The sequence below is a fragment of the Streptomyces sp. R41 genome (genome assembly GCF_041053055.1).
Lineage (GTDB): Bacteria > Actinomycetota > Actinomycetes > Streptomycetales > Streptomycetaceae > Streptomyces.
Map to the genome: position 1 here is coordinate 5,202,190 of NZ_CP163443.1, position 23,188 is coordinate 5,225,377.

Here is a 23,188-nt window from a genome sequence, read left to right on the forward strand (position 1 = left end):
CGATGGAGGCGACCCCATGGTTGCGCGATGGATCCGAGGGCGAAATGCGCGGTCACAGGTTCTACGTCTCTTCTGCGTCCTTTCCGCGTCACTTCCGCGTGCGACCTCCCTCTCATCCGGCGTCGCGAGCGCAACCACTGCCCGTAGACTCCCTCGCGTGACACGCTGCGGACCGATTGGCAAGATGGCATCCGCGGTCGGCAAGGTGCGGTAACAGGGAGGAAGCGTCTCGTGAGCAGCAGGCCATCCCGAGGCGCTGCTCGCCTCGCAGCCATACTGGACGCGCTGCCCGATGCGTTGGTGCTGGTCAACGCCAATGGGACCGTCGTCAACGCCAACACCATCGCCCTGGAGGCCTTCGAGGCCCCGGGCACGGCTCTGGTGGGCCGGGGGCTGCTCGATCTGCTGCCGCAGTTCGACTCCCGGCTGATCCCCGGGTCGATGCGGCGGCCCGACACCATCGACGAGCGCGGGCGGACCAAGCCGACCAGGATGATCGCGCGGCGGACCGACGGCACCGAATTCCCGGTCGAAGTCACCAGTGCGAATCTGGAGAACGGCCAGCAGGCCTACGACAGCTACGGCCCCACCCCTGACGAGCTGCTCATGCTCGTCGTACGCGATCTGTCGGGCACCGTCGACACCGAGGCCGAACTCGCGCGTTCGCAACGACAGACCGAAATGATTCTGCGGGCCGCCGCCGAGGGTGTCGTCGGGACGGACACGGAGGGGCGGGTCGTTCTCGTCAATCCCGCCGCCGCTCAGATACTCGGTTACCGGGCCAGCGATCTCGGCGGCCAGGATCTGCACGCGCTCATCCTTCACTCGCGCGCGGACGGCGAGCCCTTCGCGTACGAGGAGTCGCCGCTCGCCGACACCCTGCGCTCCGGGCGCAAGCACCGGGTGCGCGGGCAGGTGCTGTGGTCGAAGTCCGGGAACAAGGTTCCGGTCGACCTCACGACCGCGCCGGTGCGGGACGGCGACCAGCTCGTCGGCGCCGTGATGACCTTCACCGACCGGCGGCCGTACGACACCCTCGCCGAGGAGAAGGACGCCGAGGCCACCCGGCACGCCGAGGAGCTCGCACGCCTCGCCGACGAGCACGCCGAGGAGCTCAAGACGCTGCGCGAGCGGCACGCGGCCGAGCTGGCCGAGCTGAGCGAGCGGCACGAGGAGGAACTCGCCGCCGGCGACGAGCGGTACGCGGCGCTCGGCGAGCGGGAGAAGGACCGGTACGAGGCGCTGACCGCGCGGCACGAGCAGCTGCTCGCGGTGCTCGGCCAGTCCCTGCGCGGGCCCCTCGACCAGCTGCGCGCCGAACTCTCCAAGCTCGCGGCCGACGACGCCGGTCAGCTGTGGCCCGAGGCCAACCAGGTCCTCCATCACCTCGCGGCCGGCTACTCGCGGATCACGACGCTCGTCGACAACGTCCTCGGCTATCAGCGGCTCGACTCCGGGGCCGAGCAGATCTCCCGTACGAAGGTGATGCTCGACGCGGTCGTCGCGGCCGGTGTCGACGGTGCCGTCGAGCTGATCGGGCCCGGACGCGTCCAGTTCGCCGTGCACGCGCCGCCGATCGAGGCCGAGGTCGACCCGACGCGGCTCGCCAACGCCCTCGCGCATCTCATCGCGGACGTCGCCGGAGTCGACGCGACCGGCAACGCGCCGGTGTCGGCGGGCGGTTACATGGACAACACCGTCGTCGTGGCGGCGGCGCAGCGCGGTGAGGGCGTCCGTATCGAGGTGCGCGGCCCGTACGCCGGGGGAGACCCGGTGCACGAGCCGATCGTGCGCGGGATCGTGCGCGCGCACGGCGGTGTTCTGCAGACGCACGAGGTGCCGGGGATGAGCGGCAGCGCGTTCGTGCTCGAGGTGCCGATCGGGGGTGGGGCCGGGACGGTTCCCGCTCCCGAGAGCACCCCCGGTACCGAGGTCGCCCTTTCCGAGCAGGGCTCGCACCAGAGCGGTGGCAGGCGGCGGGCCCGGCGGTCCTCCGTGGACGCCTTCCTGGAGAGCGAGGTCGCGGGGGAGTCCGACACCACGGCTGTCGAGACGGGCGGGGCCGCTCCCACGGGGCGGCGCCGCCGGCGTGCGGGGGACGGCGAAGTGTCGGTTCCCGCGCAGGCGTCGGGAGTCGAGGGTCCCGGTGACGGCGGTGCCTCCGGTTCCGGTGGCACCGGACGGCGGCGGGGACGGCCGAGTCCGGCCGAAGACACGGCCTCCGACGCGAGTGGCGGTGTCTCCGAGGGCGCGGTCGTCATGGCGGGCGAGCACGCGGCCGGGACCGCGGCCGTGGGTACGGGGCTTGGCGGGACGGTGCCTCCGCAGGGGGTGCCGGTGCCCTCCGGCCGGCGCGCGCGGCGGGACGGCGAACAGCATGCGCTGCCGCCCGCGTTGCCCGCGACGCCCAGTGCGCCCGTCGCACCGGATGCGCCGGACGCCAGTGGCTCCGCCGACGCGGGGCAGCCGACCGGGCGGCGTCGCCGTGCGCTGGCCGCCGCGGCCGAGCGTGCCGCCGCGCAGGAGGCGGGCGCCCGTACGGTGTTCGCTTTGCCGCCCGCGGAGGCGGACCGTTCACCCGAGTACGTCCAGGCACAGGCGCAGGCTCAGGCCCATCAGGCCCAGGCGCAGGTCCAGGTTCAGCAGGCCGACGGCGGTCTCGTCGGGCACGACCAGGGCGACGGCGGCCGTCATGACGTCATGCTCCACGACCCGGCCGACGATCACACCCCGCCGCAGCCGCACCCCGTTTCCGCCCCGACGGGACGGCGGCGCGCTCGCCGTACTCCGGGTGCTCCGGGTCAGCCGGACGCGGTGGGGACGCCCGCACAGGGGGTTCCGGCGCAGGGGGTTCCGGCGCAGGGGGTTCCGGCGCAGGGGGTTCCCGGCCAGACCGTGCCCGCGCAGGGTGTTCCCGCGCAGGGCGTTCCGGGTGCGGCCGTCGCCGGTCAGCCGGTTCCCGCGCAGTTGACGCAGACAGCGCAGGCACCACAGACGCCGCAGACCGCTGCCGCCGCCCAGGCCGCCCAGGCCACGCCGGCCGCCGGCACCCCGGCCCAGCCCCAGCCGACCACCGCTGCCCCGGCACCGGTCCCGGCCGCGGCTCCGGCGCCGCAGCCGTGGCCGAACGCGAACACCGCCGCCAACGCCAACGACACCTCGGGCGCGGGCACTCCGACCCCCGTACCTCCCGGAGCTGCGCCCGCACAGCCCGGAGCCCCGGCGCAGAGCGCGCCCCCCGCCGCCGGTCGGCCGACCCCCGCCCCGGGCACCCCGCTCCCCCCTGAACTCCCGGCGCAGCCGCGGGTCGCGCAGCCCCTGCCCGCCGAGGCCGCGACCCCCGTCGACCCCAACTCGACGCAGGGACGCGCGATCAGTGTGCGGACGCTCGGCCAGGGCGTCCCGTTCGCCCGCCAGCCCGCGCCGAACCAGCCCGCGCTCAACCAGTCCGCGCCGAGTCGGCCCGCACCGCAGGCCCAGCCCCAGGCCCCCACACCTCCGCCGCATCCGACGAACGGCGGCGGCCGTCGCCGCAAGCTCGGTACGCCCCCCGAGCCCGCCGCCGAGCGTCCGGAGACGGCGGCCCGTCCGCACCCGCAGGCGGGGCAGGCCCCCACGGCTTCCGGGCCCCGGCTGCCCGGAGCCACCGAGGGCGCCGGCCGGTCGTACGCCATAGGAGCACCGGACGAGAACGCCGACGAGGGCCCCGAGCCGCTCGACGGTCCCGGCGGTGCCGTCGAGGTCGCCGACCAGCCGCAGCCGCGGCCCCTGGACGACGAATTGCCCCCGGAGCCGCTGGACAACCCGCGGCGGCTGCTCGTCTGGCCCGCGCCGGACGTGACGACCCAGCAGGCGCTGAGCGACCGCGGCTACCGGCCCGTCATCGTGCACTCGCGCGAGGAGGTCGACGCGCAGATCGCCGCCTTCCCGGCCGCGCTGTTCGTGGACCCCCTGACCGGACCGATCACGCGCACGGCGCTCCAGTCGCTGCGCCAGGCCGCCGTCGCCGCCGAGGTGCCCGTCCTCGTGACAGCGGGACTCGGCCAGGCGACGCGCGAGGCGGCGTACGGCGCCGACCCCGCCGTACTCCTGAAGGCGCTGGCGCCGCGGGACTCCGAGCAGCACCCGCCGCGCGTGCTGCTCATCGAGGAGCACGCGGAGATCGCGCTGGCGCTGACCGCGACGCTGGAGCGGCGCGGGATGCAGGTCGCGCGGGCGTCGACCGACGAGGACGCCGTCACGCTGGCCTCGCAGATGCGGCCGAACCTGGTCGTGATGGACCTGATGCAGGTACGCCGTCGGCGCGCCGGAATCGTGGACTGGCTGCGCGCGAACGGCCAGTTGAACCGCACGCCGCTGGTCGTCTACACCGCCGCCGTCGACCACACCGAACTGCCGCGCCTGGCCGCGGGGGAGACGGTGCTGTTCCTCGCCGAGCGCTCGACCAGCGCCGAGGTGCAGGACCGGATCGTCGACCTGCTGGCACGCATCGGCACGAACTAGTCGGCACGCACCGGCACGAACTAGTCGGCACACACCGGGACGAACTGGTTGGCACGCACAGGTGCCAACCAGCCGTACGTCACTTGGCGGTGAGCCGTCGTGCCGCCGCCAGGATCGATGCCCGTACCCGCTCCCTGCCCGGGTCCTCGCCGCCGACCAGGATGCGGCGCATCTGCGGTACGAACGTGGACCACGTCCGTACGGCGGTCATCGGCGTCCGTACGGCGGTGACGTGAGGTACGTCGGGGATGTGCGCGTACGCCGGGTGGGGAGCCGTGGGGCGCCCCACCCGGCGTACCTCTGTGCCGGTGTTGATGCTGTTGTTGGTGACGGTGTTGGTGTCGGTCAGAGCTTCGTCACGTCCAGCTCGCCCTCCGCGTACTGCCTGCGGAGCACCTTCTTGTCGAACTTGCCGACGCTCGTCTTCGGGACCGACTCGATGATCGTCCAGCGCTCGGGGAGCTGCCACTTGGCGATCTTGCCCTCGCCGGCGAGGAAGGCGCGCAGTGACTCGAAGTCGGCGGTGGAGCCCGCCTTCAGGACGACGGTGGCCAGCGGCCGCTCGCCCCACTTCTCGTCGGGGACGGCGACGACGGCGGCCTCGGTGACGTCCGGGTGGGACATGAGGGCGTTCTCCAGGTCGACGGACGAGATCCACTCGCCGCCCGACTTGATGACGTCCTTGGCCCGGTCGGTGAGCGTCAGGAAGCCGTCTGCGCTTATCGTGCCGACGTCACCGGTCTTGAGCCAGCCGTCCTCGCTGAACTTGTCGGCGGGGCGCAGCGGTTCGGCGCCCTGGCCGCCGTAGTAGGCGCCCGCGATCCAGGGGCCGCGGACTTCCAGCTCGCCCGCGGACTCGCCGTCCCAGGGGAGCCGCTCGCCGCCGGGGCCGGTGAGGCGGGCCTCGACGCCGGCCGGGAAGCGGCCCTGCGTCAGCCGGTACGCGAACTCCTCGTCCGTGCCCACGGCGTGGGCCGGCGGCCGGGCGATCGTGCCGAGCGGCGAGGTCTCGGTCATGCCCCAGGCGTGACAGACCCGCATGCCCAGCTCGTCGAAGGCCGCCATGAGCGAGGGCGGGCAGGCCGAGCCGCCGATGGTGACCTGAGTGAGAGAGGAGACATCACGGGGCTTGGCATGCAGCTCGGCGAGCAGTCCCTGCCAGATGGTGGGGACGGCGGCGGCGTGCGTCGGGCGCTCGCTCTCGATCATCTCGGCGAGCGGCGCGGGCTGCAGGAAACGGTCCGGCATCAGCATGTTGATGCCGGACATGAAGGTCGCGTGCGGCAGACCCCAGGCGTTGACGTGGAACTGCGGGACCACCACGAGGGAGGTGTCGCGGTCGGTCAGCCCCATCGACTGGGCCATGTTGACCTGCATGGAGTGCAGGTAGATCGAACGGTGGGAGTACACCACGCCCTTGGGGTCGCCGGTGGTGCCGGAGGTGTAGCACATGGCCGCGGCCTGACGCTCGTCGATCTCCGGCCAGTCATACGTCGTCGGCTTCCCGGCAAGCAGCTCCTCGTACTCGTGCACCCGCACGGCCGTGCCGTCGAGCAGCGAACGGTCACCGGGGCCCGAGACCACCACATGCTCGACGGTCGGCAGATGGGGGAGGAGCGGCGCGAGCAGCGGAAGCAGCGATCCGTTGACGATGACCACGCGGTCGGCGGCGTGGTTGACGATGAAGACGAGCTGCTCCGCAGGGAGGCGGAGGTTGAGCGTGTGCAGGACCGCGCCCATGGAGGGAATCGCGAAGTACGCCTCGACATGCTCGGCGTTGTTCCACATCAGCGTCGCGACCCGCTCGTCGCCCGTCACCCCGAGGTCGTCGCGCAGGGCGTGGGCGAGCTGGACGGCGCGCACCCCGGCCTCCCGGAAACTGCGCCGCTGCGGCTCGCCCTCCCCGGTCCAGGTCGTGATCTGCGACGAACCGTGCACGAGCGCTCCGTGCACGAGAATGCGGGTCACAGTCAGCGGTACGTCCTGCATCGTGCTCAGCACAGCGTCCTCCCGGGGCGACATTGCCTACGCGGCAGTAATGGGCTGCGCTGATTCTGCGCACATACCGCTCGGTATGTCACTAGGGACCGAGATGATCGATCAGGTCAGGACGCGCATTCCACTCCGGCCGACCTGAGAGCCGAGCCGGAGTTCGGCGCGAGCCGGGCGTGAGCTTGGCCTGTGTGGGGCGTGCGTGGCGGAAGGGGGGCGCAGGGCAGGTGTGCTTGGGGTGGGAAGCAGGGCGTGAGCCGGGCGAGAGGCGGTGCGACCTACCTCACAGGGCTCAGCTCAGGATCCTCACGCAGCTTGCTCAGCGCACGCGACACCGCCGACTTGACCGTCCCGATGGAGACCCCGAGCACCTCCGCCGTCTGAGCCTCGCTCAGGTCCTCGTAATACCGCAGGACGACCATCGCCCGCTGCCGCGCCGGCAACTTCGTGATCGCTCGCCACATCGCGTCGTGCAGCGCCTGCTGCTCGGCGGGGTCCGAGGCGGGCAGCCCCTCCGGCTCCGGCAGCTCGTCGCACGCGAACTCGTCGACCTTGCGCTTGCGCCACTGCGACGTACGCGTGTTCAGCAGCGCCCGGCGTACGTAGCCGTCCAGCGCCCGGTGGTCCTCGATCCGGTCCCATGCGACATACGTCTTCGTCAGCGCGGTCTGCAGCAGGTCCTCGGCGTCGCTCGGGTTCGCGGTGAGCGACCGGGCGGTACGCAGCAGCACCGGTTGGCGGGCCTTCACATACGACGCGAACGATGAGTACGGCGCGTACGGAAGGGTCCGCGTCGCGACGTTCGAAGCGCTGGTGCAGACGGGTGTGGTCATGGCTCCACGCTAGGTTCGCCCCCTACTCTCGCGGATCGGCCGCAGGTCCCGAAGCGATGTCCCCCTCAGGTTGTAGGAGGGGGGTTGCCCCCACCTCCTGAGGGTGGACGAGCAGCGCCTGCACCCTGAGGGTTCATCCCTGAGGGACGACTACCGGGGTAGTACGCGGGGACAGTAGACGGGACCTGGGGACAGTGGACGAGACCTCGGGGGCGGCACACACGGGACCTCGGGGAGGTACACGGGACCTCCTCGGAGAGGTACAGGAGGTACAGGGGGCCTTGGGGCAAGTGGGCGGGACCCCGAGGGCGGTACACCGGACCTCGGGGCACTGAGCTGTACCCCGGACCCACTCGGACACCCTCACCCGTCCGTCCCGAGAATCAACCCCGAGGTAGGAACCCCGGTGCCCGCGGTGACGAGGACGCGGCCGGCCCCCTGTATCTGGTTCACGGACGTGCCCCGCAGCTGCCGTACCGCCTCCGCGATCCCGTTCATCCCGTGCAGATACGCCTCCCCCAGTTGCCCTCCGTGCGTGTTGAGCGGCAGCCGCTCCTCGGCGACGAAGTCCGCGGCCTCCCCGGGCTTGCAGAACCCGAACTCCTCCAGCTGCATCAGCACGAACGGCGTGAAGTGGTCGTACAGGATCCCCACGTCGATCTCCGCCGGGGTCAGCCCGGCCGTCCGCCACAGCTGCCGGGCCACCACGCCCATCTCCGGAAGCCCCGTCAGATCGTCCCGGTAGAAGCTGGTCATCTGCTCCTGCGCCCGGCCCGCGCCCTGGGCGGCGGCCGTGATCACCGCGGGGGGACGCGGCAGATCGCGGGCCCGCTCCACCGAGGTGACCACCAGTGCCTGGCCGCCGTCGGTCTCCTGGCAGCAATCCAGCAACCGCAGCGGCTCGACGATCCACCGCGAGGCCGCGTGCTCGGCGAGGGTGATCGGTCTGCCGTGGAAGTACGCCGCAGGGTTCGTCGCCGCGTACTTCCGGTCGACCACGGCGACATGGCCGAACGCCTCGGGCGTCAGTCCGTAGGTGTGCAGATACCGCTGGGCCGCCATCGCCACCCAGGACGCGGGCGTGAGCAGCCCGAACGGCAGGGACCAGCCCAGCGCCGCCCCTTCCGCCGACGGCTCCCGCTGCTGCACGCCCGAACCGAATCTCCTGCCCGACCTCTCGTTGAACGCCCGATAGCAGACCACCACCTCGGCCACCCCGGTCGCCACCGCGAGTGCCGCCTGCTGGACGGTCGCGCACGCAGCCCCGCCCCCGTAGTGGATCCGCGAGAAGAAGGACAGCTCCCCCATGCCGGCGGCCTGGGCGACCGTGATCTCCGGGCTGGTGTCCATCGTGAACGTGACCATCCCGTCCACGTCCCCCGGCGTCAGCCCGGCGTCGTCGAGCGCGGCCCGCACCGCCTCCACCGCCAGCCGCAGCTCACTGCGCCCCGAGGCCTTGGAGAACTCGGTGGCCCCGATCCCGACGACCGCCGCCCTTCCGCCGAGGCGGTCCCTCGTCCGTACGCTCATCGGGCACCTCCGGGCGGCAGGGTGACCGTCACCGTCCCGGTCACATGTCTGCCGATGCCGTTCGCCCCGACCACCCGCACCGTCGCCGTGTCGCCCGCGATCTCCTCGACCGAGCCGGTCAACACCATCGTGTCGCCAGGGTAGTTGGGCGCGCCGAGCCGTATGGCCACCTTGCGCAGCACCGCGCCGGGTCCGAGGCAGTCCGTGATGTACCTCCCGACCAGGCCGTTGGTGGTCAGGATGTTCATGAAGATGTCGGGTGAACCCTTCTGCCGCGCCAGCTCCGCGTCGTGGTGCACGTCCTGATAGTCCCGTGACGCGATCGCCCCGGCCACGATCAGCGTGCGCGTGACCTCGATCTCCAGCGGCGGCAGTGCGTCGCCGACTCTCATGTCTCCACCTCCCCGCTCACGATCAACTCCCCTAATTCCTGCAGCACTTCGCTCCCGCACCCCAGATACGCGTCCAGCTGCCGCCCCCACAGAAAGTGCCGGTGCACGGGGTGCTCCAGGTCGGCCCCCGTCCCGCCGTGCAGATGCTGGCCCGTGTGCACGACCCGCTGTCCCCCTTCAGACGCCCACCAGGCGGCGGTCAGGGCGTGCGTCGCGTACGCCAGCCCCTCGTCGCGACGCCACGCCGCCTCGTATGTCGTCACCCGTATCGCCTCGGTGTCCATGTACGCGTCGGCTGCCCGGAGTTGAACCCCCTGCTTGGCGGCGAGCGGACGCCCGAACTGCTCCCGTGCGTTGGTGTGCTCCACGGCCCGCGCCAGCGACCCCGCGCACACCCCGGCCTGCAGCCCCGCGAAGGCGGTACGCGCGAGAGCGAGCACGTCGTCGTACGCATCCACGGAGGCCTCCTCCCTCCCGGCTGACGTGCCCGCGAAAGCCTCCCCCCGCCCAGCCGACGCGCCCGCAGAAGCCTCTTCCTGCCCAGCCCCCGCACCCAGCCGCTCGCCCGGCGTCCCGTCGAGCGTCAGCCGTCCCGCCGACCAGGGCGCCGTCAGCTCCACCGGATCGCACCCCGCCTCGGCTGTCCGCAGAAGCCAGAGCCGGCGTCGGTCGTCCGCGACGAGCACATGGGTGGCGTCGCGCAGCCAGGGCACCACGGGGACCACACCGCTCAGCCGCCCCGCCGCTTCCTCCCGCACGGCCCCCGGCTCGGAGATGGCCCCGCTCACCACCACCGTGCCGTCCCCGATCCCCGGCAACAGCCGCTCCCGCTGTTCTCGTGAACCGTGCGCCGCCACCGCCAGCAGCCCGTACACACAGCTCGCCGCGAACGGCACCTGGGCCGTGGTGCGCCCCTGCTCCTCCAGGACGAGCACCAGGCCGAGGAGTCCTATGTCCGCCACGGCCGCCACGAGCCCGGCCGCGCAGAGCTCCTTCCACAGCTCGGCGTCGCTGCCGGTCCCGGCCGCCGCGAGCCGCTCGTGCGTGGAGAGGTCGCCGAAGATCCGCGCGGCCAGATCACGGGCGGCCGCCTGCTCCTCGGTCGGCGTGAAGTCCATGTCAGCTCCCCCCGCCATCGATCTCACCGGCCCGGAAGACCGGAAGCACCAACTCCTCGTCGTAACGCTCGAATTGGAGTCGTACGGGCATCCCGATCCGCACCTTGTCGTACGGCACCCCGACCACGTTGCTCACGATCCGCACGCCCTCCGCCAGCTCGATCAGCCCGACCGCATAGGGAGGGTCGAAGGCCGGGAAGGGCGGGTGGTGCATGACGACGTACGAGTAGACCGCCCCCTCGCCGCTCGCCTCGACCGTGTCCCACTCCAGGCAGCCGCACGCGCCGCACCCCGGCAGCCAGGGAAACCGCAGGGTCCCGCACGCGCCGCAGCGCTGGATGAGCAGCTTGTGCCGCCCTACGCCCTCCCAGAACCCGGCGTTGTCCCGGTTGATGACCGGCCTGGGTCGCCTGGCCTTCGGCTTCCCGCGTGCCGGCGCGTACTTGAGGATCCGGAACCGGTGCGTCCCGGCGAGTTCCCCTCCCGAGCGCACATTCATCCGCGTCGTGACGAAGTGCCCCGTCCCCAGCTTGGTCGTCTTGCGCTCGGAGACCGACTCGATCACAGCGTCGAAGGTGATCTCGTCGCCGGGGCGCAGGGGGCGTACGTACTCCTGCTCGCAGTCGGTGGCGACCACCGAGATGTACCCGGCGTCGTCGAGCAGCCCCAGCAGCTCGTCGTACGCGTCGGAGCGGCCCGCGTGGCCGGAGAGACCGCCCATGGTCCACACCTGGAGCATGGTGGGCGGCGCTATGGCATCGGGCCCCGCGTACGCCGGATTCGTGTCGGCCATCGCCTCGCACCAGTGCCGGATCATCGGCTCGTTGACCGGGTCCTTGCCCACGCCCGCGACGGCGGCGGGCTGCCCCTCGTACGCCTTCAACCGCACTGCCAGTTCGTCCAATTCGTCGCTCACCGCCGCCCCCTTTTCATCCCGAGCCGCATCGTCGCCACGATCTCCCGCTGCACCTCGCTCACCCCGCCCCCGAACGTGTTGATCTGCGCCGCCCTGTTCATCCGCTCCAGCTCGCCGTCCCCGAACACCCCCGGCGAACCGGAGCGGACCAGTGCGTCCGCTCCCACAATTTCCTGACACATTCGGTACACCGCGACCGCGGATTCGGTTCCCACGACTTTCACGCCGCTCGCGTCGCCGGGTGCCGGCCGACCGGCCCCCACATCCCCCACCAAACGCCAGTTGAGCAGGCGTGATGCCGCCAGCCGGGCATGCGCTTCGGCCAGCCGGAACCGCACCCACGGCTCGTCAATCCGGCGCCGACCCGTCACTGGATCAGGTGTACGCACCGCCTCCAGCGCGGCCGCGTAGAAGTCCTCGGCCTGCATCCCGATCGCAGCGAGCGCGACCCGTTCATGGTTGAGCTGGTTGGTGATGAGACCCCAGCCGCCGTTCTCCTCGCCGACGAGGTTCGCGGCCGGGACGCGGATCCCGTCGTAGTACGTGGCCGTGGTCGTCAGCCCGCCCACCGTCTCGATCGGCGTCCATGAGAAGCCCGGTGCGTCCGTGGGCACGAGGAGGATCGAGATGCCCTGGTGCTTGGGCGCGTCCGGGTCGGTGCGGCAGGCGAGCCAGATCCAGTCGGCGTTCTGGGCGTTGGAGGTGAAGACCTTCTGCCCGTCGATGAGCCAATCGCCGCCACCCTCCCGCACGGCGCGCGTCCGCAGGGAGGCGAGGTCCGTCCCCGCGGAGGGCTCCGAGTACCCGATGGCGAAGACGAGGTCCCCGCTCAGGATGCGCGGCAGGAAGAAGTCCTTCTGCTCCTGGCTCCCGTACTTCATGAGCGTCGGCCCGACGGTGTTCAGCGTGACCATGGACACCGGTGCGCCGGCCCGGTACGCCTCGTCGAAGAACACGAACTGCTCGTCCGCGCCGCGCCCTTGGCCCCCGTACGCGACCGGCCAGCCGAGCCCGAGCAGCCCGTCGGCGCCGATGCGGTGCAGCAGGGCGCGCTGAGTTCCGTGGTCGCCGGTTGGCGGCGGGCCGTCGGGCATCAGGTCCCGGAAGTACCTGCGGAGCTCGGCGCGCAGCCGCTGCTGGCGCTCGGTGGGGGCGAGGTGCACGGCGGCGGCCCTCCCGGACCTCGTACGAACAAGGGTTTCTGACTGTCCGTCAGATACCTTCGACTGTCAAGGTCGTCGGAGCCACCCCGCGCCACCTGCCCGCAAGCACGTGAGCCCGTCTCGCGAACACGTCTGCGCGGCGGCACCGAAGTACCGCCGCGCAGACGCGTTACCACCCCACAGAGCACAACCCCGCACGGGAGTTTCCGGGCCGATGTGAGCGCATCGGCCCCCGGCTCACCAGAGGTTGGTGAAGTTGACGACGGTGTTCGACTGGTCGATGGCCGTGAAGGCGGAGCCGTTCACCTGAGCCGTGTTGCTCTGGTTCGAGGCACCGGAGCCGACCGCCTGCTGCTGAGTGGTGGAGGAGTTGCCGTAGTTGTCGTGTCCGACCCCGCTGCCGCGGCTGGTCGCCACGCCCGCGTTCGATCCGTCGTCCGCGAAGGCGCCGTTGTCCGCTGCCGCGACACCCGTGAAGAGGGTAGCCGCGAGGGGCAGGGCTGCGACGGCGGCGAGAACGCGGGCGGTACGGATGCTTGCCATGTGAATTCCTCCATAACCGGTTGTACGCACCGGCGGTGAACCGGGATGTACGTGAAATACGGCTTGTTCCAAGGCAGTTGGCCGACCGCCTCGGAGTTGTTCACGACGTCGCGAGTCCAGAGTTGCCCACCGAATCCCCGGCGAACCACCCCGGAAGCCGTGATTCGCCCTCAAGCGTGAGGACATGTCGATAAACCCCCTTCACGCCCACTTCGCCCCCACAAACCCCCTGGTCAGTCCCCGGCGGGCGACTCAACCCAGGCGCCGCAAGGGCTGAAGCGTTCCGGCACATTTTCGGCCAATCTCACCCGCCGCCCACCCCGCACCCTCGCATGTCCGGTGGGCCCTTCCTTTTTTCGAACACTCGTACGAACATAGATGCATGGCCACCATCGACCGGCAGGCCACGACCCTGGCCCTGGCCCACGCCCTGTCCGCAGCCGAGCGCGGACTGGCGGTGATCCCGCTGTCCCGAACGAAGCTCCCGGCTCTGCGCTCCCCCCACCGCGACGACCCCGATCCCTCCCCCTGCCACGGCGAATGCGGCCGCTTCGGACACGGTGTGTACGACGCCTCGACCGACCCCCGGCGCATCCGCGAACTCTTCACCGCCGCCCCCTGGGCCACCGGCTACGGCATCGCCTGCGGACTGCATCCGCACCACCTCATCGGCATCGACCTCGACACCAAATCCGGTACGGACTCCTCGGCGGCCCTCCGCGAACTCGCGCTCCGCCACCTCTTCACGATCCCGGCCACGGTCGTCGTCATGACCCCCAGCGGCGGCCGCCACCTCTGGCTGAGCGGACCGCCGGACGTGGTCGTGCCCAACTCGGCGGGCCGCCTGGCCCCCGGCATCGACATCCGCGGCGCCGGCGGCTACCTCGTCGGCCCCGGCTCACGCACCGAGCACGGCGTGTACGCCACGGCTCCCGGCACCGCGCATCTGGCACCGGCACGCTGCCCTCGCGAACTGCTGCGCCTGCTCATGCCCCCGCCCCGTTCGCACCACCCCACGCCCCCCGCGACCGGCCAACAGGGCCAGGGGCTGGTCCAGTTCGTGCTCGCCGCCCACGAGGGTCAGCGCAACACCCGCCTCTTCTGGGCCGCCTGCCGCGCCTACGAGAACGGCATCGGCCCTCAACTGACCGACCCCCTTGTCGAAGCCGCCGTCCAGACGGGCCTCACCGAACGCGAGGCACGCTCGACGATCGCCTCGGCGGCCCGGATGACGACCCCATCGCCCCGGCACCGCGCATGACCGACCACCGGCCGGGGCCGGCGCGGCTCAGTGCCGTGTCGGCCCCGGCCGGTGCCATGGGCCGGCCGGTGATTCAGCCAGTGGGTCAGCCTGCGAAGCGGTAGCCGAAGTTGCCGCCGCCGGCGGGGCCGCCGAGGGTGCCCAGGTGGAAGCTGGTGGCACCGGTACCTGTGACACCCGACGCGCCGGTCGCCAGTTTCCAGACGCGGCCCTTGTAGCCGTCCTCGCCGTTGCCGCCCACGTAAACCTCGGGGGCGCCGTTCCCATCGGTGTCGATCACGGCCGTCGCGGCACCGAAGTGGTCCTCGTTCTCAGAGGTGCTGGGTATGCCCTTGGCGTTCTGAGTGAACGACATGGCACCGCTCGTGGTGACCCCGGAGGCACTGCCCCGCAGCACGGTGATCGCACCCGACTGCGCGGTGGTCGCCGCGTCGGAACCGGTCTCGTACGCGGCACCGATGACCACATCGGGGTATCCGTCCTGATCGGTGTCGCCGATCGCCACCGCCGAACCGAACTTGTCGCCCGCCTCGTCCGTGCCCGGAACTCCGGCGCTCGCCTGGGTGTACGAACGGGATCCCACCGTGTCGCTGACGCCGTTCGGGCCGCCGTAGGTCACGTAGATCTTGCTCGCCTTCGGCCCGCCGGTGACCAGGTCCTGGTAACCGTCCTTGTTCAGGTCGCCGAAGGCGGCGGGGTGGTTGTTGTCGCTGTACTCGTACGGGCCCGGGTATGCGCTGCCCTTGACGAAGCCGGCGGCGGAGCCCTTGAGGACCACGCCGTCTGTCGCGCCGTTGCCCAGCACGCGGTAGCCGCTCACCACGACGTCGGGGGTCCCGTCCCCCGTCATGTCGCCCACGTAGAGCGTGGAGGTCGAGACGCCGTCCAGACCCGGGGTGTCACGGTGCCACACCCCGGCCGGCTTGCCCGTGGACCGGTCGAGCGGGCCGAGCAGAACGGAAACCCCGTAGGAGCGGCCGTTGTTGCCGCGGCTCACGAAGTCGTCGATCCCGTCGCCGTTGACGTCCCCCACACCGGCCCCGCCGCCGAGCAGCTTCGGGTCGGTGGCGGTGTAATTGCCGGTGGGCAGGGTGGTGCCCGCGCCCGTGATGCCGTTCGCGCTGCCCCAGAGAATGGTGTTCTTCTCGATCCAGTGGAGCACCAGATCGTCGTACTCGTCCCCGTCCAGGTCGCCGAAGCTACTGGCTTCCCGCCATCTGTCGTCCTCCACGGGGTCACCGGGAACGCCGTCCGTGGCCTTGCTGACGACCGAGGCGGTGTCGTACTTCAGACCCGTCGCGGAGCCGTAGGCGATGCTCACGACGCCGGCCCGCTTGACGTCGCCCACCGTCGCGGTGTGCGCCCCGATGGCGAGGTCCGCGTACCCGTCGCCGTTGAAGTCGGCGGCCCTGCCCGTCACGGCCTGCGGCGCGGCGACCGCGGCCGGGCCGACGACGCCAAGCAGGGTGGCCGCGCAGACGGCAGCCGTGATCAGCGCTCTCTCACGCATGAGAACCCCCCCAGGTTCACAGGCGGCCCCTGGGACCGCGTGAAGATCGTGCTCCTGGAGGATACGGGTCAGCAGTGACAGAAGGGATGGATGCGACCCCCGACGAATCGCCCCTACCCCGGCCGGCCCTCGGTCACAGGCGCGGAAACGGCGAGGCCCCTGACCGGTCTTGCTGGTCAGAGCGGTGGTGCAGGTGAATCATCGGCTGCGGGAGTCGGCAAGCCATGCGCGCCAGACGTATCCGGTGTTGGGTATCTGAGGACGGTCGAGCAGCCAAAGCACGTAACTTGCGTGAAGCCGTGCCCACGGGTTGTCCGAGCGGTGAGCCGTGTCGAGTCTGCCGCGCAGGTCGTCTCCGTCTACGGCCCGTGCCACACGCACATACTCACGGTCCTTGCACCGGTAAGCACGCTGGACAACGAGATCGACAAGATCAACGAGTTTGGCTCTGCCCACTTCCCCAGGGTCGCCGGCGGCCAGCTCCCGTATGAGCCTCTGCTTCGTACCCCACGCTTTGGCGTGTTGTGTCCACTCCTGCGGATATCGGGCCTCCCACTCCAGGAACAGCAGCGCGAAGGGCAGCCCCGGCCACCTGCTGATGCCCCCAGAGATCGGCGTATTCCACAGCGCTTCCGGCAGACAATGACTCGCGGCTTCGTCGTAAGCCCCTCGAGCGGCTACGAACACCGGCTCCCGGTACTGTGCCTCGTGCCCCAAAGCTGAGGTCAGGTGCCAGGCCTCGTTGAACCGAGCACGAGCACTCCGAACCTCGACGCGAGCGCTGGCCAGGCGGACAAGCGCAGCAGATCGTTCGACAGGTTCCGCTGCTACCAAGCCGTAAGCCCACGCCAAACGATCAGCCCACCCCTGGTCGTCGTCGGCGCCCGAGCCTGCCACCTTTGTCATGGGCCAGATCATCCCTTGCTCGGTACACCGGAGGCGATCCGAATACAGCGGCTCCAAGGGGTGCGATACAGCATCGAAGTACAGCAACCCCCAGGTGTGCGCCCCCGTCCGGCGTCGTGGATCGAACTCCTGAAGCGGTGCTCCTCTTCTAAGGGGTTCAGTGACCGGTTCTAAGGGGTTCAGTGACCGGCCCGTGTGAACGCGGCCCCCGGCGTGTCCCGAGGACACGCCGGGGGCCGCTCAGCAACGGTCCGCCGTCAGCCGAAGAGGTTGTACTGCTGCCAGCCGGTGCCGATCGTCACAGGGGTGCTGAAGATGTCGGACGTGGCCTTGCCCGTGCCCGGGTACAGATAGAGCGTGCCGGCCGAGGTGCGGGCGACAAGGTCGGCCCTGCCGTCCCCGGTGATGTCGCCGACGGTGTCGAACGCGTTGAACTGGCTCCACGTACGGACCTGGATCCGGGCGCCGAACGCCCCTGAACCGGACTTGCCGGTGCCCGGGTAGAGGTAGACGTAGGAGTTGCTGCTGCTGCGGGCGATCAGGTCGGCCTTGCCGTCGCCGGTGAAGTCGCCGTGGCCGAGCAGCTGGTTGTACTGGTTCCAGCCGCTCCCGACCGCGACCGGCGAGCCGAAGGTGCCATTGCCAAGGCCCGGGTAGATGTAGAGGATTCCGCTCGCCGTCACCGACAGCAGGTCGGGCAGCGCGTCGCCGGTGACATCGCCCGGTGCGACGATCTTCGTACGGGTGGACCAGTTGCCGAAGACCAGGGTGGTGGTCCAGCTGTCGCTCGCCGGTATGTAGTGCCGCCAGTAGACGGCGCCGGTGGAGGCGCGGCGGATGATCTGGTCCTGGTAGCCGTCCCGGTTGAGGTCGGTCTGCAGGACGACGTTCTTGTCGCTGTAGGAGCCCCAGGAGATCCGCGTGGCGAAGGACGTGCCCTTGGAGTCGTACTCGAAGCCGGTGTTGTCGGACGCGCGGCGCACGAACGGGTCGGCCATGGCGTCGCCGCTCAGGTTGGTGTCGTCGAGGCGCGGGTAGGTCGCGCCGACGTACGTGCTGACCTTCGTGAAGACGCTGTACGAGCCGGAGGCCACGCAGTCCTCGACACCCCAGGAGACCACGCCGACGATCTTGCCGCCGACGATCAGCGGGCCGCCCGAGTCACCGTTGCAGGCAGCGACGGTGCCGCTGTCCGAGCCGGTGGCCGGGGTGCCTGCGCAGACCATGTGGCCGGCGACGAAGTTGGTGGTGTAGGTGCTGGAGCAGGTGGCGTCAGCTGCCATGGGCAGGGTCGCGGTGCGCAGCGTCTGCGCGATGTCGCCGCTGGTGGAGCTGGTGCGGCCCCAGCCGTACAGGGTGGCGTTGGTGCCCGCCGTGTAGGAGGAGGTGTCGTTCGACGTGGTGATGTTGATGGGCTTGGCGCTGACCGGGTTCGGCAGCGTCAGGACCGCGATGTCGTTGTCGACCGTGGTCGTGTTGAACGAGGGGTGGTTCCACTGCCGCCATACGCTGGAGACGGTGCCTCCGTGCAGGTCGACCGAACCGTCGCTGTTGTCGGTCGGCAGCTGGTCGGTGCCGGTGACGATGGTGCCGTTGGCGTACCAGTCGTAGCCCTTGACGCAGTGCGCGGCGGTGAGGATCTTCGTCGGCGATACGACCGAGCCGCCGCAGAAGAAGCCGGTGTCGTCCGAGGTATCGCTGGTGCCCTTGTCGTCGTAGTACCAGAGCTGCGCCATCCACGGAGCCTTGGCGATCGTGGTCTCCGTACCACCGATGATCTTCGGGTCGACGGTGGACGTCGCGGAGGCGGAGGACGTGGCGGTCGGCGTCGCGGTGGTCGGCGTCGCGGTGGTCGCGGACGGCTTGGACCGCGTCTGCGAGGCCTGGTCGGTCCGCAGTGCGCCCTTCACACGGGCCGTCAGCTGGGCCTGTGAGGGGACCGCCGCCCTCGTCGGCGCGGGAGCGGCAGCGGAAGCGGGGGAAGCGTGGGCGGACGCCAAGGTGAGGGCGCCGGCGAGGGCGGCGGCAAGCGCCACGGCGGCGGGAACGACTCTCCGCGCCCGTCGCCTGCGTCTTACGCCCCCGTTGGCCCTGTGGGCAGAGAACACTCAGGTCTCCCGTCGGTGAAAGGGGTTTTCTCGCACGCGGACGGGAGAGAGCCGCCGGCCGACGGCGGCTCGCGGATACCGCCAACTGGTTCGGTACCAACACGTTCCCGAAAGTCTGTTCCCCGCCCGGCGGCCGCCCGATCGTACGACCGATCAGGAATTAACCCCGGGACCAGCCAGGAAACGAACGCGGAACAACCGCACATGAATTCGCAAAGTCGCCGAAGTCTGCGTCGCCGTGGACCGCCCTGCCCGTTCCCCTCCGGCAGGGGTGGCGACAGCGCCGTCGGCGCCCGGTGGAAGGTGGATTCCGGTACGGCTGTCCGTGCGCTGGGAGCAGGGCTACGGGCTCTGCACGAACGGCCACCTCCCGCCACTGACAACGGCCTTGTGGCCACGGTTGGCGCCGACGACGGACGTCCCAGATCCGTGCCAGGTCGTGCGGGGAACAGAGCGCGAGTTCGGCGTGGACGCCGGATGACTCGTCTTGATCCAATGGCGGATGACTTCGTTCTGGAAGAGCAAGCGGATACGCCTGCGTGGTGTCGAGCCCGACGACTGGACCGCGTTCATGCGCTTCGCCGCTGATGAGGAGCGGTTGGGGGACCTGCTGCACCCACCCCGTTCCGCCGAGAGCTACCGCGCCTGGGCGAAGGAGCAGGCGGCCGCCAAGTCCGACGGCGACCGCTTCCAGTTGGGAATCGAAGCCACCGACACAGGAGAACTGGTCGGCTCTGTCGGCTCTCACCGCGCTGACCCACATGCGGGCTGGTTCGAATACGGCATCACGATCGGTGCTGATCACCGGCGGAAGGGCTACGCAGCCGAAGCCGTGGTGCTGCTGCTTCGCTTCATGTTCACCGAGCGGCGCTATCACAAGTGCGAAGCGAGGGTCTTCGCACACAACGAGGCATCACTGGCTCTCCACCGGGGGCTCGGTTTCGTTGAAGAGGGCCGCCTCCGCGATCACGTGTACCTCGCCGGCCGACACCACGATCTTGTGATTCTGGGGATGCTCGCAGACGAGTTCGCCCGGCTGCACCCTCTGAACGAGCTCTGATCGCTGGCCCCGTCGGGCACTGCAAGGCTGGCGGCGTACAGCAGCGAAATACAGCAACCACAGCAACCGACCATGACCGTCAGTCGCTCTGAGAGACCTCACAGCGACCCCGATGGCCCCTGTCGACCGATCTCTGTAGAGCTACGGATCAGGATCTCTGTAGAGCTACGGATCAGAAGGTCCCCGTGCCCCTGCCGTGCCCGATCTACCGGGAACTGACGGGGAACCACGGTGGTTGACGGACAGCACGGACGAGAACGACCCCCGACCGATCTACCTGGTCAGGGGCCGTTCATCTGCGGTGGGTGTGGGATTTGAACCCACGGTGACTCGCGCCACGACGGTTTTCAAGACCGTTCCCTTAGGCCGCTCGGGCAACCCACCTTCGCCCCGCTCACCTGGGGCGGGGCGGGTACAGCGTACCGGCACCGAATGTTTCGCGGGGGCCGTGGTCCACACGGGGTCCACTGGCTCTGCTTTCGCTCGCCGACGCCTTCGCCCCGCTCAGCACCCCATCGCCACTCCGAGCCGGCGCGCGGAAGTTATTACCTGCAGAGTTCTTAACTGACTTCCGGTGCGGCACACGAGAAGTCGTACGCGGCCCAGTCGGTGAGCGTGCGATAGCCGAGGCGCTGGTAGAGGGCGTTGCTGGTGGGGTTGGACAGGTCCGCGAACAGCACGACCTCCCTCGCGCCCGCGGCCAGCGCGGCCCGGCTCACCTCCGCCGTCACGGCGCCCGCGTAGCCGCGACCGCGCAGGTGGGCCGGGGTGTAGACGATGTCCACCTGGACCTGGCCGCCGACCATCGGGTTCATGCCCGCGATGGAGACGGGAGTGCCGTCCGGGGTCTCCCAGAGCGTATAGCGCTTGTCGGCGAAGCGTGTGTCGGCCCACGAGTCGGCGTCCATGGAGACGACTTCCCCGACGGCCTTGGCGAACTCGCCGCACCAGAACATGACTTGATCGAGGTCCTGCTCGCCCAGGATGCGGCCCCGGCCCGCCGGCAGCGGCTCCGGTGGGGTGAGCGTGCCGAGGCGGTACAGACGGAGCCGCGTGTCGCGGAGTCTCGGCGTCGCGCCGGTGTGCCGCTGCCAGGCCTCGGCGAAAGCGGTGGCGGTGCTGTGGTCAGCGCTGACGGAGGGAAGGGAGTGCCCGACGGCGGCCAGGTGGGCAGCGAGGGTGTCGGCCTGCCCAGGCGTGAGCGGGGTGAGGCCCAGAGCACGGGGTGGGAGGCGGTAGAAGGTGGCGTGGACCTCACCCGCTCGCTCCAGCACGCCGAAGACGGGAGCTTCGGTGCCGAACGCGTCCGCCCCACGTGCCCGCAGTCTCGCGGCCCACGTCAGCGGCATGACGTGCAGGCCGGGCCGCGAGCGCAGGAAGTCTCCGGCTCGGGCCAGGAAGTCGTCGACGTCTTCGGTGAGGTGCCAGTCATCCGGTCGCATGCTTCATGTTTTCCCATGCTGCAGGCGTGCGCCCATGGTTCTTCTTCAACGGACCTGCGGCGTAGGACACTCGTCCATATCCAGGCGACAGAGGATCGCTGACCAGCAAGTATGCGGGTCCATTTCGCCGAATCCTGGTCCACGCCCGGTCCACACGCAGGGATCCACAACGCGACAGATCCGGATCAAGGTGAGACGGGCTCCATGCAGAAGGGGTGCCGCTCATGGAGCGGCACCCCTTCTGACCAGCACGTCTGTGACCTGCGGACGTGGTGGGATTCGAGCCCACGGAGACGCCTTCACGTCCTCACGTTTTCAAGACCGTTCCCTTGGCCGCTCGGGCAACCCGCCCGCGCCGCCCACGACCGCCGGCGGCGCGGGGACAGGACCAACCGGTCAGCTGTCGCCCTTGCGCTCTCCCAGGGTGACGTCAACGGTGTGGGTCTTGCCGTCGCGCGTGTAGGTGAGCTTGACGGTGTCGCCGGGCTGGTGGGTCCAGATCTCGCCGATCAGGGTCGGGCCACTGTCGATCACGTGGTCGTCGAGCTTGGTGATGACGTCGCCGGGCTTGAGGCCGGCCTTGTCGGCGGGCCCGTTCGGGGTGACCGCGTCGGAGCCGCTCGCGCCCTGCTCGGTGATCTTCGCGCCGCCGGTGCCCTCTTCGAGAGAGACCGACGCGCCGATCACCGGGTAGACCGGCTCGCCCGTCTTGATCAGCTGCTGGGCGACGTGCTTGGCCTGGTTGATCGGGATCGCGAAGCCGAGGCCGATGGAGCCGGACTGGCTGGTGCCGCCGAGGCCGCCGCCGCTCGACGACTGAATCGCCGAGTTAATGCCGATGACCGCGCCCTGCGCGTCAAGAAGAGGGCCACCGGAGTTGCCCGGGTTGATCGAGGCGTCGGTCTGCAGGGCGCTCATGTACGAGGCCTTGCTGCTGGCGCTGCCGTCGCTGGAGGCCACCGGGCGGTCCTTGGCGCTGATGATGCCGGTGGTCACCGTGTTGGAGAGACCGAAGGGCGCGCCGATCGCGATGGTGGAGTCGCCGACGGCCACCTTGTCGGAGTCGCCGAGGGCGAGCGGCTTCAGGTCCGACGGGGCGTTCTTGAGCTTGATGACCGCGACGTCGTAACCCTGCGCGTGGCCGACCACCTCGGCGTTGTACTTCTTGCCGTTGGGGAAGGTCGCGGTGAGCTTGCCGCCGTCGACCGCGTCCGCCACGACGTGGTTGTTGGTGAGGATGTGGCCCTGAGTGTCGAACACGAAGCCGGTGCCGGTGCCGCCCTCGCCGCTGGTGCTCTCGGCCTCGATGGTGACGGTGCTCGGCAGCGCCTTGGCGGCCACGTTCGCGACCGTGCCCGAGGCGCGCTTCACATCGCCGCTGTTGCTCGGGGCGGAAACCGTCGTCGAGTCGGTGGAGTTGTTGTCGTTGTTCCTGGCCAGCGAGTAGCCGATGCCGCCGCCGACGCCGCCCGCGACCAGCGCGGCCACCAGGATCGCGGCGACCAGGCCCCCGCGACCGTTCTTCGGCTTCGGCGCGGGCTGCTGGTAGGAGGAACCCCAGCCGCCGGCCCCCGAGCCGCCACCGTCCGCGTACGACGGAACGGCGGGCGGCGGAGGCGGCCAGCCCGCCTCGGCGGCGGAGCCGGGGGCTCCGGTGCCCTGTCCGTGCGGATCGGCGCCCTGTCCTGCTCCGACGGACGCGTACGCCGGCTGCTCCGCGAGCGCCGGTGCCTGCTCCGGGGCGCCGGGGGCGCTCGGAGGCACCGCCGGGATCGGGGCGGTCGGTGCGCCCCCCTCGGGCGCAACGTTCTGCGCGGAAGCAGCGGGAGTTTCCACCGGCACAGGAGGTGCGGACGGGGCCGGGGGTACTGCAGTGCCCTCGTTCTCGGTGCTCACAGCTCTTCTCCTCGA

General features: G+C 70.5%; 17 protein-coding genes and 1 tRNA gene. 3 read left to right on the top strand and 15 right to left on the bottom strand.

From position 1 onward, the window contains the following. Positions 1 to 231: 231 nt before the first annotated feature. Positions 232 to 4,503 (top strand): PAS domain-containing protein, encoded by a 4,272-nt coding sequence (locus AB5J53_RS23860; RefSeq protein ID WP_369247691.1) that lies wholly within the window; start codon positions 232 to 234, stop codon positions 4,501 to 4,503. Positions 4,504 to 4,582: 79 nt separating this feature from the next. Here AB5J53_RS23860 and AB5J53_RS23865 read toward each other — a convergent pair whose 3' ends face one another. The 9 genes from AB5J53_RS23865 to AB5J53_RS23905 all read right to left on the bottom strand — a co-directional run bounded on the left by AB5J53_RS23865 (position 4,583) and on the right by AB5J53_RS23905 (position 12,990). Continuing rightward, positions 4,583 to 4,792: a hypothetical protein gene (locus tag AB5J53_RS23865; protein WP_369247692.1), complete on the bottom strand. Its 210-nt coding sequence runs from the start codon at positions 4,790 to 4,792 to the stop codon at positions 4,583 to 4,585. Positions 4,793 to 4,848: 56 nt separating this feature from the next. After that, positions 4,849 to 6,525, bottom strand: a complete 1,677-nt coding sequence (locus tag AB5J53_RS23870) for a long-chain fatty acid--CoA ligase (protein WP_369247693.1) — start codon at positions 6,523 to 6,525, stop codon at positions 4,849 to 4,851. Between the two features lie 248 nt (positions 6,526 to 6,773). Further along, a complete protein-coding gene (locus AB5J53_RS23875) occupies positions 6,774 to 7,328 on the bottom strand; it encodes a SigE family RNA polymerase sigma factor (protein ID WP_369247694.1) in 555 nt (184 codons plus the stop codon). 363 nt (positions 7,329 to 7,691) lie between these two features. Continuing rightward, complete coding sequence (locus AB5J53_RS23880) at positions 7,692 to 8,858, bottom strand: lipid-transfer protein (protein WP_369247695.1); 1,167 nt, start codon at positions 8,856 to 8,858, stop codon at positions 7,692 to 7,694. Beyond that, the gene (locus tag AB5J53_RS23885) at positions 8,855 to 9,250 is read right to left on the bottom strand and encodes a MaoC family dehydratase (RefSeq protein WP_369247696.1); all 396 of its coding nucleotides are present in this window, start codon (positions 9,248 to 9,250) and stop codon (positions 8,855 to 8,857) included. The genes AB5J53_RS23880 and AB5J53_RS23885 overlap by 4 nt, the downstream gene beginning before the upstream one ends. Beyond that, positions 9,247 to 10,368, bottom strand: a complete 1,122-nt coding sequence (locus AB5J53_RS23890) for an acyl-CoA dehydrogenase family protein (protein ID WP_369247697.1) — start codon at positions 10,366 to 10,368, stop codon at positions 9,247 to 9,249. The genes AB5J53_RS23885 and AB5J53_RS23890 overlap by 4 nt, the downstream gene beginning before the upstream one ends. Position 10,369: 1 nt before the next feature. Next, positions 10,370 to 11,284 (bottom strand): bifunctional MaoC family dehydratase N-terminal/OB-fold nucleic acid binding domain-containing protein, encoded by a 915-nt coding sequence (locus AB5J53_RS23895; RefSeq protein WP_369247698.1) that lies wholly within the window; start codon positions 11,282 to 11,284, stop codon positions 10,370 to 10,372. Next, on the bottom strand, positions 11,281 to 12,447 hold the full coding sequence (locus AB5J53_RS23900; protein ID WP_369247699.1) for an acyl-CoA dehydrogenase family protein: 1,167 nt from the start codon (positions 12,445 to 12,447) through the stop codon (positions 11,281 to 11,283). Before AB5J53_RS23900 ends, AB5J53_RS23895 begins: the two co-directional genes overlap by 4 nt. 237 nt (positions 12,448 to 12,684) lie before the next feature. Beyond that, a complete protein-coding gene (locus AB5J53_RS23905; RefSeq protein ID WP_369247700.1) occupies positions 12,685 to 12,990 on the bottom strand; it encodes a hypothetical protein in 306 nt (101 codons plus the stop codon). A gap of 382 nt (positions 12,991 to 13,372) precedes the next feature. Here AB5J53_RS23905 and AB5J53_RS23910 point away from each other — a divergent pair, with 382 nt between their 5' ends. Then, a complete protein-coding gene (locus AB5J53_RS23910; RefSeq protein WP_369247701.1) occupies positions 13,373 to 14,251 on the top strand; it encodes a bifunctional DNA primase/polymerase in 879 nt (292 codons plus the stop codon). Positions 14,252 to 14,336: 85 nt separating this feature from the next. Here the strand turns inward: AB5J53_RS23910 and AB5J53_RS23915 are convergent, their stop codons facing one another. The 3 genes from AB5J53_RS23915 to AB5J53_RS23925 all read right to left on the bottom strand — a co-directional run bounded on the left by AB5J53_RS23915 (position 14,337) and on the right by AB5J53_RS23925 (position 18,703). Further along, complete coding sequence (locus tag AB5J53_RS23915) at positions 14,337 to 15,761, bottom strand: FG-GAP and VCBS repeat-containing protein (protein ID WP_369247702.1); 1,425 nt, start codon at positions 15,759 to 15,761, stop codon at positions 14,337 to 14,339. Between the two features lie 198 nt (positions 15,762 to 15,959). Then, positions 15,960 to 16,667: a hypothetical protein gene (locus AB5J53_RS23920; protein WP_369247703.1), complete on the bottom strand. Its 708-nt coding sequence runs from the start codon at positions 16,665 to 16,667 to the stop codon at positions 15,960 to 15,962. Positions 16,668 to 16,924: 257 nt separating this feature from the next. Then, positions 16,925 to 18,703, bottom strand: a complete 1,779-nt coding sequence (locus tag AB5J53_RS23925) for a trypsin-like serine protease (protein ID WP_369247704.1) — start codon at positions 18,701 to 18,703, stop codon at positions 16,925 to 16,927. 574 nt (positions 18,704 to 19,277) lie between these two features. On the opposite strand from AB5J53_RS23925, the gene AB5J53_RS23930 reads away from it, so the two are divergent. Continuing rightward, positions 19,278 to 19,835, top strand: a complete 558-nt coding sequence (locus AB5J53_RS23930; RefSeq protein ID WP_369252422.1) for a GNAT family N-acetyltransferase — start codon at positions 19,278 to 19,280, stop codon at positions 19,833 to 19,835. Between the two features lie 299 nt (positions 19,836 to 20,134). Here AB5J53_RS23930 and AB5J53_RS23935 read toward each other — a convergent pair. The 3 genes from AB5J53_RS23935 to AB5J53_RS23945 all read right to left on the bottom strand — a co-directional run bounded on the left by AB5J53_RS23935 (position 20,135) and on the right by AB5J53_RS23945 (position 23,173). Beyond that, a tRNA-Ser gene (locus AB5J53_RS23935) sits at positions 20,135 to 20,219 on the bottom strand. Between the two features lie 176 nt (positions 20,220 to 20,395). Next, positions 20,396 to 21,277: a GNAT family N-acetyltransferase gene (locus tag AB5J53_RS23940; RefSeq protein ID WP_369247705.1), complete on the bottom strand. Its 882-nt coding sequence runs from the start codon at positions 21,275 to 21,277 to the stop codon at positions 20,396 to 20,398. 396 nt (positions 21,278 to 21,673) lie between these two features. Continuing rightward, the gene (locus AB5J53_RS23945; RefSeq protein WP_369247706.1) at positions 21,674 to 23,173 is read right to left on the bottom strand and encodes a trypsin-like peptidase domain-containing protein; all 1,500 of its coding nucleotides are present in this window, start codon (positions 23,171 to 23,173) and stop codon (positions 21,674 to 21,676) included. Positions 23,174 to 23,188 lie beyond the last annotated feature (15 nt).

Coding starts and splice junctions, on each gene's coding strand:
- AB5J53_RS23870 (WP_369247693.1), bottom strand. CDS start 6,525: ATGTCGCCCCGGGAGGACGCTGTGCTGAGCACGATGCAGGACGTACCG.
- AB5J53_RS23875 (WP_369247694.1), bottom strand. CDS start 7,328: ATGACCACACCCGTCTGCACCAGCGCTTCGAACGTCGCGACGCGGACC.
- AB5J53_RS23880 (WP_369247695.1), bottom strand. CDS start 8,858: ATGAGCGTACGGACGAGGGACCGCCTCGGCGGAAGGGCGGCGGTCGTC.
- AB5J53_RS23885 (WP_369247696.1), bottom strand. CDS start 9,250: ATGAGAGTCGGCGACGCACTGCCGCCGCTGGAGATCGAGGTCACGCGC.
- AB5J53_RS23890 (WP_369247697.1), bottom strand. CDS start 10,368: ATGGACTTCACGCCGACCGAGGAGCAGGCGGCCGCCCGTGATCTGGCC.
- AB5J53_RS23905 (WP_369247700.1), bottom strand. CDS start 12,990: ATGGCAAGCATCCGTACCGCCCGCGTTCTCGCCGCCGTCGCAGCCCTG.
- AB5J53_RS23910 (WP_369247701.1), top strand. CDS start 13,373: ATGGCCACCATCGACCGGCAGGCCACGACCCTGGCCCTGGCCCACGCC.
- AB5J53_RS23915 (WP_369247702.1), bottom strand. CDS start 15,761: ATGCGTGAGAGAGCGCTGATCACGGCTGCCGTCTGCGCGGCCACCCTG.
- AB5J53_RS23920 (WP_369247703.1), bottom strand. CDS start 16,667: ATGACAAAGGTGGCAGGCTCGGGCGCCGACGACGACCAGGGGTGGGCT.
- AB5J53_RS23930 (WP_369252422.1), top strand. CDS start 19,278: ATGACTTCGTTCTGGAAGAGCAAGCGGATACGCCTGCGTGGTGTCGAG.
- AB5J53_RS23940 (WP_369247705.1), bottom strand. CDS start 21,277: ATGCGACCGGATGACTGGCACCTCACCGAAGACGTCGACGACTTCCTG.